At 39.9% G+C, this 12,103-nt stretch carries 12 protein-coding genes; 10 read left to right on the forward strand and 2 right to left on the reverse strand.

What is annotated here, in order from left to right; all coding sequences use genetic code 11:
- Position 1: 1 nt before the first annotated feature.
- From sufD to yunB, 9 genes are all read left to right on the forward strand, one after another.
- Entirely contained in the window at positions 2 to 1,312 is a 1,311-nt protein-coding gene (gene sufD / locus HNQ85_RS08385) for a Fe-S cluster assembly protein SufD (RefSeq protein ID WP_181537285.1), read from the forward strand.
- Entirely contained in the window at positions 1,312 to 2,532 is a 1,221-nt protein-coding gene (locus tag HNQ85_RS08390; protein WP_181537286.1) for a cysteine desulfurase, read from the forward strand. Before sufD ends, HNQ85_RS08390 begins: the two co-directional genes overlap by 1 nt.
- On the forward strand, positions 2,522 to 2,959 hold the full coding sequence (sufU, locus tag HNQ85_RS08395) for a Fe-S cluster assembly sulfur transfer protein SufU (protein WP_181537287.1): 438 nt from the start codon (positions 2,522 to 2,524) through the stop codon (positions 2,957 to 2,959). Before HNQ85_RS08390 ends, sufU begins: the two co-directional genes overlap by 11 nt.
- A gap of 34 nt (positions 2,960 to 2,993) precedes the next feature.
- Positions 2,994 to 4,391, forward strand: a complete 1,398-nt coding sequence (gene sufB / locus HNQ85_RS08400) for a Fe-S cluster assembly protein SufB (RefSeq protein ID WP_181537288.1) — start codon at positions 2,994 to 2,996, stop codon at positions 4,389 to 4,391.
- Positions 4,392 to 4,552: 161 nt separating this feature from the next.
- Positions 4,553 to 5,398, forward strand: a complete 846-nt coding sequence (locus tag HNQ85_RS08405; protein WP_181537289.1) for a DUF72 domain-containing protein — start codon at positions 4,553 to 4,555, stop codon at positions 5,396 to 5,398.
- Between the two features lie 15 nt (positions 5,399 to 5,413).
- Positions 5,414 to 6,232, forward strand: coding sequence for a sulfite exporter TauE/SafE family protein (locus HNQ85_RS08410; RefSeq protein WP_181537290.1), 819 nt, complete (start codon positions 5,414 to 5,416; stop codon positions 6,230 to 6,232).
- Positions 6,233 to 6,259: 27 nt separating this feature from the next.
- A complete protein-coding gene (locus tag HNQ85_RS08415) occupies positions 6,260 to 7,654 on the forward strand; it encodes a bifunctional metallophosphatase/5'-nucleotidase (RefSeq protein WP_181537291.1) in 1,395 nt (464 codons plus the stop codon).
- A gap of 56 nt (positions 7,655 to 7,710) precedes the next feature.
- Complete coding sequence (locus tag HNQ85_RS08420) at positions 7,711 to 8,013, forward strand: YunC family protein (protein ID WP_181537292.1); 303 nt, start codon at positions 7,711 to 7,713, stop codon at positions 8,011 to 8,013.
- Between the two features lie 198 nt (positions 8,014 to 8,211).
- Positions 8,212 to 8,967, forward strand: a complete 756-nt coding sequence (gene yunB, locus HNQ85_RS08425; protein ID WP_246326820.1) for a sporulation protein YunB — start codon at positions 8,212 to 8,214, stop codon at positions 8,965 to 8,967.
- 157 nt (positions 8,968 to 9,124) lie between these two features.
- Here the strand turns inward: yunB and HNQ85_RS08430 are convergent, their stop codons facing one another.
- Complete coding sequence (locus tag HNQ85_RS08430) at positions 9,125 to 10,093, reverse strand: M23 family metallopeptidase (RefSeq protein ID WP_181537411.1); 969 nt, start codon at positions 10,091 to 10,093, stop codon at positions 9,125 to 9,127.
- A 215-nt stretch (positions 10,094 to 10,308) separates the two neighbouring features.
- On the opposite strand from HNQ85_RS08430, the gene lipA reads away from it, so the two are divergent.
- On the forward strand, positions 10,309 to 11,211 hold the full coding sequence (lipA, locus tag HNQ85_RS08435; RefSeq protein WP_181537293.1) for a lipoyl synthase: 903 nt from the start codon (positions 10,309 to 10,311) through the stop codon (positions 11,209 to 11,211).
- 144 nt (positions 11,212 to 11,355) lie between these two features.
- On the opposite strand, the gene HNQ85_RS08440 is transcribed toward lipA, so the two are convergent.
- Positions 11,356 to 12,054 carry a YhcN/YlaJ family sporulation lipoprotein gene (locus tag HNQ85_RS08440; protein ID WP_181537294.1) on the reverse strand — a complete coding sequence of 233 codons (699 nt, stop codon included), beginning with the start codon at positions 12,052 to 12,054 and terminating at the stop codon, positions 11,356 to 11,358.
- Positions 12,055 to 12,103: the final 49 nt, after the last annotated feature.

The following is a 12,103-nucleotide window of genomic DNA, read 5'->3' on the forward strand; positions in this document are numbered from 1 at the left end:
TATGAAGGTTGAGACGAAATTACCATTCAATCAAGATTATGTGCGTTCGTTTTCTGAAGAACGCGGTGAACCTAGCTGGCTTTTAAATCTTCGCTTACAAGCTCTTGCAAAAGCAGAAGAGTTGCCATTACCAAAGCCAGACAAAACCAAAATTGATAAATGGAATTTTACACAATTTGCAAACCATGTTGTAGAGAGCGAACCGCTTTCTTCTTTAGAAGAACTTCCAGAAGCAGTAAAAGCGCTCATTGATTTAAACGAAGAAAATAAGAATTTATATGTACAGCGTAATAATACAGCAGCGTACATTTCCCTGTCTGAAGATTTAAAGGCAAAAGGTGTTATTTTTACGGATATTTTTACAGCCGTGCGTGAACATAGTGAACTTGTGCAAAAATATTTCATGAAAGATGGCGTAAAAGTGGATGAACACCGTTTGACGGCATTGCATGCAGCACTGATCAATGGCGGTGTATTCGTATATGTACCAAAAAATGTGGAAGTAGATGTACCTCTCCAAGCTGTCTATGTTCATGACAATCCGGAAGCAACATTATTTAACCATGTGATTGTTGTCGCTGATGATAATAGTAAAGTAACATATGTTGAAAACTATATTTCAACAAATGAAACAGCGAATGCCGTTGTGAATATTATTGCTGAAGTATTTGCCAATACAAATGCACGCGTATTCTTTGGTGCTGTAGATAATTTAGCGAAAGGTGTAACAACATATGTGAACCGCCGTGGAATCGCAGGTCGCGACGGTCGCATCGAGTGGGCGTTAGGTTTAATGAACGACGGTGATACCGTTTCTGAAAACATTACCCGTTTAATTGGTGATGGCTCATACGGCGATACAAAAACGGTAGTAGTCGGTCGCGGTGAACAAACGCAAAACTTTACAACAAGTGTCATTCATTATGGCAAACATACAGAAGGATATATTTTAAAGCATGGCGTGATGAAGGATAGCGCAACTTCCATCTTCAATGGTATCGGCAAAATTGAGCATGGCGCATCGAAATCTAACGCTGAACAAGAATCGCGTGTGCTTATGTTAAGCGACAAGGCGCGCGGAGATGCGAATCCGATTCTTTTAATTGACGAAGATGATGTAACAGCTGGTCATGCTGCTTCTGTTGGCCGTGTTGACCCTACACAGCTTTACTACTTAATGAGCCGCGGTATTCCAAAAGTAGAGGCAGAACGTTTAATTATTCATGGTTTCTTATCACCTGTCGTTAACGAAATTCCAATTGAAGGTGTAAAAAAACAATTAATTAAAGTTATCGAAAGGAAAGTTAAATAATGGATGCAAAAGAGGTTCGTAAGCTATTTCCTATTTTAAGTCAGGAAGTAAACGGAAAGCCTTTGGTTTATCTTGATAGCGCTGCAACCTCTCAGAAGCCTCTTCCAGTTATTGAAGCGCTCGAGCAATATTATCGTGAGTACAATTCGAATGTTCATCGTGGCGTGCATACGCTTGGCACAAAAGCGACGGACGCGTATGAAGGTGCACGCGAAAAAGTGCGCAAGTTTATTAATGCAAGATCCAGTGCGGAAGTTATTTTTACGCGCGGAACGACGACGGCGATTAACACAGTAGCGGCAAGCTACGGACGCGCTAACCTTCGTGAAGGCGATGAAATTGTCATTACGTATATGGAACATCACAGCAATATTATTCCATGGCAGCAAGTTGCCAAACAAACGGGAGCAACATTAAAATACATCCCGCTTCAAGAAGATGGCTCCATCAGCCTTGAAGAAGTGGAGAAAACAGTAACGCCAAATACGAAAATCGTTTCTGTTGTGCAAGTGTCCAACGTTTTAGGAGCAATTAATCCAATCAAGGAGATTGCTAAGATTGCTCATAAAAACGGGGCGATTATGGTCGTTGACGGTGCACAAAGTGCCCCGCACATGAAAATTGACGTTCAAGATTTAGATTGCGACTTTTTAGCGTTTTCTGGGCATAAAATGTGCGGACCGACTGGAATTGGCGTGTTGTACGGTAAAAAGGAATTGCTTGAGAAGATGGAGCCTGTTGAGTTTGGCGGCGAAATGATTGATTTTGTCGGTCTGTACGAGTCAACTTGGAAAGAGCTTCCTTGGAAGTTTGAAGGCGGTACACCAATCATTGCCGGAGCTATTGGTCTAGGAGCTGCTATTGATTTCCTTGAGCAAATCGGCTTAGATCACATTGCTGCTCATGAGCATAAGTTAGCACAATATGCACTAGAACAAATGTCCACAATTGAAGGATTAACGATTTATGGACCGAAAGAGCGTGCGGGATTAGTGACATTTAATATCGAAGATGTTCATCCGCATGATGTGGCAACTGTTCTTGATGCGGAAGGGATTGCCGTTCGTGCTGGCCATCATTGCGCTCAGCCGCTCATGAAGTGGTTAAATGTTTCTGCAACAGCACGGGCAAGCTTTTATCTATATAACACAGAAGAAGACATTGACAAGCTTGTTGCTGCATTAAAGAAAACAAAGGAGTATTTCAGTCATGTCTTTTGATAATCGTTTAGATACGCTTTATCGCCAAGTGATTATGGACCATTATAAAAATCCAAGAAATCGCGGTGTTCTTGAGGGCGACAGCGTCGATATTAACATGAACAACCCAACGTGCGGTGACCGTATCCATTTAACAATGAAAGTGGAAGACGGAAAAATTGTTGATGCGAAGTTTGAAGGAGAAGGTTGTTCGATTTCGATGTCGTCCGCTTCAATGATGACGCAAGCGATTAAAGGGAAAACGGTGGAAGAAGCGTTAGCACTTTCAAAAGTGTTTTCTGAGATGATGCAAGGAAAAGAGTATGATGATTCTATTGATTTAGGAGATATTGAAGCGCTTCAAGGAGTTTCCAAATTCCCTGCTCGCATTAAATGTGCGACACTCGCTTGGAAAGCGATGGAAAAAGGGTTGCATACGGATAAGTAATAGCTGTAACGCTTAAAAAGGAGGGCGAATGCAGATGGCGAAAAAAATGCCAGAAATTGGCGAATATAAGTATGGGTTCGTCGATAAAGATGTTTCGATTTTCCGTGCGAAGCGCGGTTTAACGAGAGAGATTGTTGAAGAGATTTCGCGCATGAAAAATGAACCGGAATGGATGTTAGAATTTCGCTTAAAAGCATTGGATATTTTCTACAGCATGCCAATGCCGCAATGGGGCGGAGACTTATCAAGCTTAGATTTTGATGAAATTACTTATTATGTAAAACCATCAGAAAAGTCTGAACGCTCTTGGGATGAAGTCCCTGCTGAAATTAAAGCAACATTTGATAAACTTGGTATTCCAGAAGCGGAACAAAAATATTTAGCAGGGGTATCTGCACAATACGAATCAGAAGTTGTTTACCATAATATGAAAGAAGATCTTGAGAAGCTGGGCGTTATTTTTAAAGATACAGATTCAGCTTTAAAAGAAAATGAAGATATTTTCCGTGAGCACTGGGCCAAAGTAGTGCCACCAACGGATAACAAATTTGCTGCACTTAACTCTGCGGTATGGTCAGGTGGTTCATTCATCTATGTTCCAAAAGGAGTGAAAGTGGATACGCCGTTGCAAGCGTATTTCCGTATTAACTCTGAGAACATGGGACAATTTGAGCGCACGTTAATTATCGTTGATGAAGGCGCACATGTTCATTACGTAGAAGGATGTACAGCACCAGTTTATACAACAAACTCATTGCATAGTGCAGTCGTTGAAATCATCGTCAAAAAAGGTGCTTACTGCCGCTATACAACGATTCAAAACTGGGCGAACAACGTCTTTAACCTTGTTACGAAACGCGCCGTTTGCGAAGAAAACGCAACGATGGAATGGATTGATGGTAACATCGGTTCAAAATTAACGATGAAATATCCAGCTGTTATCTTAAAAGGAGAAGGGGCACGCGGATTAACTCTTTCCATTGCGATTGCCGGTAAAGGACAACACCAAGATGCTGGTGCAAAAATGATTCATCTTGCACCAAACACATCTTCAACGATTGTTTCAAAATCCATTTCTAAACAAGGCGGTAAAGTAACATATCGTGGTATTGTTCATTTTGGCCGCAAAGCATCAGGTTCGCGTTCCAACATTGAGTGCGACACATTAATTATGGATAACCAATCGACTTCAGATACAATTCCATATAACGAAATCTTAAATGACAACATCTCGCTTGAACATGAAGCGAAAGTATCGAAAGTATCTGAAGAGCAATTGTTCTATCTCATGAGCCGCGGTATTTCTGAGCAAGAAGCGACAGAAATGATTGTTATGGGCTTCATTGAGCCATTTACAAGAGAACTTCCAATGGAATATGCAGTGGAAATGAACCGTCTCATCAAGTTCGAAATGGAAGGTTCTATCGGCTAATAAAAAATCGAAAACAAACCGATTATTCGTCAAACAAGGCGGATAATCGGTTTTCTTGTTTTTAGGTCGATATGATATTCTCGTTAGATGGATAGCAGGAGATGCGATCCTTTTTCTCACTGCTCTGTACTTATGGTATGATGAAATTGCAGGTGATGAATATGATTTACGTCGGACTAACCGGATGGGGAGACCACGACAGTATTTATCCATCTGGAATATCAGCAAAAGACAAATTACAGGAATATGCTGCCCATTTCCCAACGGTAGAGGTTGATTCTTATTTTTATGCGATTCAGCCGAGACAAAATGTCGAAAAATGGATTCGCGAAACGCCGAAGTCGTTCCAATTTATTGTGAAAGCGTATCAAGGAATGACGGGGCATGAGCGTGGAGAAATCCCGTATAAAAATAAAGAAGAAATGTTTTCTGCATTTTTAACATCGATCGAACCATTTATTGAAGCAGGAAAACTGGCGATGGTGTTATTTCAATTTCCTCCTTGGTTTGATTGCCGCCGGGAGCATGTTATGTACTTGCGCTGGTGTCGTGAACAAATGGTAGATGTGCCGGTAGCGCTTGAGTTTCGTCATCAATCATGGTTTACACCGCGTTTTTATGAAAAAACATTAAAATTTATGGAAGAGGAAAAATGGATTCATAGCATTTGTGATGAACCGCAGGCAGGCGAAGGATCGATTCCGACCGTTCTTTATCCGACTGACTCAAAGAAAACGCTTGTGCGTCTTCATGGCCGAAACGTTTATGGATGGAATAGACCGAGTGAAGAAAATTGGAGGGCGGTTCGTTATTTGTACCGTTATAATGAAGCAGAATTAGCAGAGTGGGTGGAACATTTAAAGAAATTAGAAAAGAAGACGGAAAATATTTATGTCTTGTTTAACAATAACTCTGGCGGTGATGCAGCGGATAATGCAAAACAGCTTATCCAAATGCTGGGCATCGAATATACTGATTTAGCGCCTCGGCAGTTAGATTTATTTTAGAACGGAGAGGAAAAGATGGAATACGTATTGCTTATTTTGATTGGATTTACAGCAGGGACCATTGGAAGTTTAGTTGGGTTGGGAGGCGGCGTCATCATTGTGCCAGCCTTGTTGTTTTTAGGAGCAACCGCTTTTCTGCCGGAGATATCGCCGCAAGTAGCGGTTGGTACGTCGCTTGTCGTTATTATTTTTAACGGATTATCTTCCACATTAAGCTACATGAAACATAAGACGGTGGATTACAAAAGCGGTCTTCTTTTCTTTTTAGGAAGCGGCCCTGGAGCTATTATTGGAGCATGGGTAAACAATTTGTTAAATGTAGCTCATTTTTCACTTTATTTTGGAATGTTTCTCGTTTTTTCTTCGTTCTTGTTCATGTTGCAAGGGCGCTCTGCTAATGAGAGAAAAAGGAAAAATTTAAAGCTTATTCGTACATATATAACGAACGAGGGTGAAACCATTACTTACGGTTATCATCCAGTACCCGCTATCCTGATTTCCTTTATTGTTGGCTTTTTTGGTGGTTTGTTTGGTATTGGTGGCGGCTCTTTAATGGTGCCGGCAATGATTCTATTATTTTTCTTCCCACCGCATGTAGCGGTGGCAACTACCATGTTTATTATCTGTTTATCTTCCTTAGTAAGTTCATTTACTCATATTATGTTAGGAAATGTTCAATGGATGTTTACTCTTGCGCTTATTCCAGGAGTATGGTTTGGCGCAAAGACTGGAGCATGGATTAATCAAAGGTTAAAAAGTAAAACGATTGTAATGATTTTGCGCATTGTGCTGATTCTTCTTGGTATTCGTCTTATTTATCAAGGCATTGCCTAAAATAGCGATAAAAGGGGATGCTGATGCTTGAAAAGAACCATTTATATTTATCATACAAATGATATACACAGTCATTTTGAAAATTGGCCGAGAATTGCTTGGTTTTTAAAGAAGCAAAGAAAGGTTCATCAACAAAGAAATGAAACAATGCTTTTATTCGACATCGGAGATTTTGTTGACCGGTCTCATCCGATTACAGAAGCAACGAATGGCAAAGCAAATGTTGAACTGTTAAATGACTTAGGTTATGATGCAGTGACCATCGGCAATAATGAAGGGATTACTCTGCCTTATGAACATTTAAACCAATTGTATCAAAAAGCTGATTTCCCGGTTCTTGTTGCGAATTTGTTTACACGAAGCGGGGAAAGACCGAAATGGGCACAGCCGTATTTCATTATTCCGTTGTCTGAAACATTGAAAATCGGAGTGATCGGTTTAACGATTCATTTTACAAAGTTTTATGAATTACTCGGCTGGACAATTGAAAATCCGTTTGCTGTATTAAAAGAGATATTAAAAGAACTGAAGCCTCAGGTGGACTTTATTATTTTGCTGTCTCATTTGGGAATTCATGAAGACGAACAAATAGCAGAGATGTTTACGGATATTGATCTTATTCTTGGTGCTCATACGCATCATTTGCTTCCAGAAGGGCAATATATTCGCAATGCATTACTATGTGGAGCAGGAAAATATGGTGAGTATATCGGGGTTGTGAAAATAGAGATCGATGACGAAACAAAAACGTTTGATAAGAAAGCTTCGATTATTACAGTTTCTGAGCTGCAGGAATGCGGTGATACGGAACAGAAATTGGCGAGTCTTTATCATCAAAGTGAAGAAAAACTGGGCGAAACAATTGTTGAATTAACAGAAGACTTAGAGTTACACTGGTTTGCTCCTTCGAGATTTCCGAAATTGTTAGCCGAGGCGTTAAAAGAGTGGTGCAACGGTGATATCGGCATGGTCAACGCCGGGGTATTATTAGAGCCGCTCTATAAGGGGATTGTAACAAAAAAAGATTTACATCGCATTTGCCCGCATCCGATTAATCCTTGTAAAGTGTATTTGAGAGGGGATGAACTAAAGGAAGTGATTTTGCAGGCTGCTACAGAGCGGATGAAAACATTACAAATAAAAGGCCTAGGATTTCGCGGTAAAATCATGGGACAGATGGCGTACGAAGGCGTCCAGCTCGAAACAGAGAGGCTGAGCGACGGACTTGAACATATCGAACACATTTTTATTAATGGGGAACCGCTTGATTTAGAAAAAACGTATGCAGTAGCAACGATTGATATGTTTACATTTGGCAATCTTTATCCAGAGATTCGCCGTGCGGAACGGAAGGAATATTATATGCCGGAGTTCCTGCGCGATGTTCTCGCCTGGAAATTAAGCAATTTATATAAAACTTAGGCACGATTTTCTTTCCTCTTCATACATTGAAGTAGAGGAAGGGGGCGTGGTGGAAAATGGTTACCGTAACACCGGTTTTTATTGAAAATCATCCATTTATCGCTATTTCTGTTCAATTGCCGAAAACGAATTTGTTAGCTGTTACTAGTGACAAAGGTTATATTATGTGCGGAGCATTGGATGTAGGATTATTAAATGAAAAGTTAAAGAGTCGGGGCATTATTGCCGGAAGAGCTGTCGGAGTTCGCACAATTGAGCAGCTGTTGGAAGCTCCGCTTGAATCAGTGACGATTGCCGCTGAGGAACTAGGCATTACGGTTGGTACAAAAGGAAAAGATGCGTTATTAAAAATGATATAGCTATATATTTGGGACAGTTACTTCCAACTAATCTGTCGTATGCATCTTAGACATCTTATGAATCGGGTTATGAAATGAAATGCAATGATTAAGAGTTGTGAAACAGCAATAGTAGCAAATTAAGAAAAATAATACAAATAAACTGCGCTATGTCCTCTCTTTACGGCATACATATAGCTTGTAAAGGGGGGATTTTTATTGGCTAAGTTTCCCATCCGCATGAGACAGGCAGGACCGTTACCTTTTCGTTATGTATTTTTGTTGACGACAGTATTTTTTATTTTATCGACAGCAATCAGTATTTGGATTATTAATAAGGGAATTGAGCCGACATTAATTGATATTGCTGAAAAGGAAACGAAGCGGATTGCCAATCTTATCATTGACAGCTCTGTTGATCAGCAAATTCTCAACGGTGATATTGATGTGAATAACTTAATTAAGGTGGAAAAGGATGAATACGGAAAAATTTCTTCTATTGATTTTGATGCTGCTGTTGTTCAACATGTGCTTGCAAAAACGAATGATAGTGTGCAAACCAGTTTGAAAGCAGCGATGGAAGGGAATTTGGATGAATTAGAATTTTATGACAAAGATATTAAACCGAAAGAACCGAAAGAAAAAGGAATTATTTATTATATTCCATTAGGGCAAGCCACAAATAATACGCTTCTTGGGAACCTTGGTCCTCGTATTCCAGTGCGGTTTTATATCATGGGTAATGTTGAATCAGATGTAAAAGAGACGATTCAGCCGTTTGGAATTAATAATGCATTAGTGAAAGTTTATATACAAATTGAAGTAAATGTTCAAGTCGTCATTCCATTTGCGACGAAAACAGCGACCGTATCGAACAATATTCCTATAGCGATGCAAGTCATTTCAGGGGAAGTACCAAAGTTTTATAATAATGGCGGCAATGTCGATCCTTCCATTGAAATGCCGTCAGAATAACAGGTTTATAAACATATTGTCAAATTTATGCACAATTGTAGTAATGATGGTTATCGGTATCGTTGTAATTTTAGGAAGTCTTGCGGCTAGTATCATTCATGCGGTAATAAAGAACAAAACGCAAAAGCATAAAGAATGAGGTCGGCTTCGGTCGACCTCATTTTCTGCTCTTCGCTGTTTCTAACTTTTCTAACCTTTCCCAATGTTTTAAGTGAGGGTACGGGTCAAATGACCATTCTGTGTATCCGTTATCTTTATACATTCCGTAATGAAGGTGAGGAGGGAATTTTCCTGCTGTTCCCGGCGGACCGTAGCCAGAACTTCCAACCGATCCGATAATCATTCCCGGCTCAACAATTTGTCCTTCATGCAAATAACTCGCAAAGCCATTTAAATGAGCAAAATAATGATACGTATTGTTAATATCACGAATCCCAATGCGCCATCCGCCATATTTATTCCAACCTTTTAACTCAACAATGCCATAGCAAGTTGAACGAACTGGCACTCCATAACCAGCAAATATATCAGTTCCTTCGTGAATTCGTCTTCCACCCCAGCCTCTTGCATCGCCCCATGTATTTTTATAACTGTAATTCGTATAAAGCGGGAGTGGAAAAGCGTGCTCGTCTAACTTTAATGTCCCATATTTCTTGTAAATTTTTACTTTCCCTAATATTAAATCGACCGTTTTGCTCCGTTGATAGTATTCCCATAACGCGATTTTTATATGTTCATGGTCGGTGCCGTAAGATTGAAGGTAGCGAGCGATGGCAAAAATGACATCTTCATCATTTTTTCTATCAGCAATACCGTCGCCGTTTCCATCTACTCCGAGCCCTCCAAATTGAGAAATCGTAAATGGGTTTGTGTCATTTTTGTCCTTGTTGAGCGGCCCTGCCCATATTTCTGGTTTTATATAAATCCCAAGTACTCCTTCAGCTGTTGGGATATCGCGGCGCACTTGGCGGACATTTCGTTCATATTGGTCGATGGCTGCAAAGTAATACCACGGAATGAAAGAAACCGCTTCCGCCTTTTTGTAAAGTTCCATTCGTTTTTCATAAATAGCATCTTGCTCTTTTGTTGCCTGCGTGGAAGCAGGGAAAAACAGAGAAAAAAACATTGCTGTGCTGGTGATAAGAGCAAATAATTTATGCACGTTTTTTACTCCTTTCAGCCGATTTCATACTTTTAGTTTAAGGAGATTGTTCATTTTTCATAATTGATAATGATTGGTAATTATATAAAAGGAGTTTGTTCCCGCAAAAAATTTTTCCGATGTCTTTGTTTATGTTACAATCATCTTGATATTAAACTACATATAGTGGAGTGAGATAAATGGCAACGAGAGAAGAACATGTTCGTAAGCCGGAATGGTTGAAAATAAAACTAAATACAAATGAAAATTATATCGGTTTAAAGAAAATGATGCGCGAAAAACAGCTGCATACCGTATGTGAAGAAGCGAAATGCCCGAATATTCATGAATGCTGGGCGGTAAGAAGAACAGCAACATTTATGATTTTAGGGGATATTTGTACTCGGGCTTGCCGCTTTTGTGCGGTAAAAACGGGATTGCCAACAGAGCTTGATTGGCAGGAGCCAGAGCGTGTCGCAGATTCTGTTCGCTTAATGAATTTAAAGCATGTTGTCGTGACAGCAGTTGCCCGCGATGACTTAAAAGATGGTGGAGCAGCTGTTTTTGCAGAAACAGTGCGTGCAATTCGCCGCAAAAATCCGTTTACGACGATTGAAGTGCTTCCTTCCGACATGGGTGGCGTTTATGAAAACTTAAAGATTTTAATGGATGCAAGACCAGATATTTTAAATCATAATATTGAGACGGTTCGTCGTCTTACTCCAAGAGTGCGTGCCCGTGCAACATACGAACGTTCACTGGAATTTTTGCGCCGTGCTAAAGAACTGCAACCGGATATTCCAACAAAATCAAGTATTATGATTGGACTAGGAGAAACAAAAGAAGAGATTTTAGAAGCGATGGACGATTTGCGGGCAAATCATGTTGATATTTTAACAATTGGACAATATTTACAACCGACAAAAAAACATTTGAAAGTAGAAAAATATTATCATCCACATGAATTTATGGAGTTAAAGGAAATCGCTTTAAGCAAAGGATTCAGTCATTGTGAGGCAGGACCGCTCGTTCGCTCTTCTTATCATGCTGATGAGCAGGTAAATGCTGCGGCAAAGCAAAAGCAAATGAACGAAAAAGAGTAAAACAAAACAGGAGGCTGACCAAAAAATAAAGTGTCAGACCCCACAACACAATGTATAAGACATCACATTGAATAAATAAACTATATATTGTGAAGTGCACGTGAGGTCAGACACTGATGGGTCAGTTCCCTGTTTTTCATTTTTTTATTTTGTCATGGTTTGCTGTGGAGTAATTCGTTTAGCTGAACCATCATTGAAATCACGATCAATACGATCATTCATTTCGTTTATCATTTCTCCATTTGCGTTTTCACCGTCACTTAGTTTGCGGCCTTGCGGATATTTTAACATTTCTTTAATGGTCGTATCGATGATTTGATCAATGTTTCTACTATTCGCATCTAAGCGGCCGTAACGTTCAATTTCTCTTATCATGCGCGGATTGTCGGCAACGTACACGTGATAATAACGCGGGACAGCAGAAAGAGCGGTTTTCTTTACTTGGTCTGCTGTTTCAAAACGGTTTTTTGTATCCGTATCATACGCAATTAACACTTCTTCATCTGTGACAAGCGTTGCTACATCATTGACGTTTGGCAATTGTGTACATAACTTGCTGATTAAATCAGCGACTCGTTCACGGTTTAATGTAGGGATATTTGTGTAGTTGTTTGTATCCCCGGGAACCGGACTTTTTTGATGACGCACATAGCCAAAGTTCGTCATGCGTGAATCATTGCCGTTTCGTATGCCGTCATCATTATATAACTCGTTGCGATCTGTTACATTAATCGTATTTCCGCTGCGTTCAAATAGCTCATCATTATTATTTTCCGCCATTTGTGCACAGCCAAATAATGATATCGTTGCACCCATCGATAACACAAGTAACGTTTTTTTCAACTTTAACACCCCCTCACTTTCAGAATGGCTAACTTTAAAATATTTGATA

The organism is [Anoxybacillus] calidus (assembly GCF_013760845.1).
Taxonomy (GTDB): Bacteria; Bacillota; Bacilli; order Bacillales; family Anoxybacillaceae; genus Paranoxybacillus; species Paranoxybacillus calidus.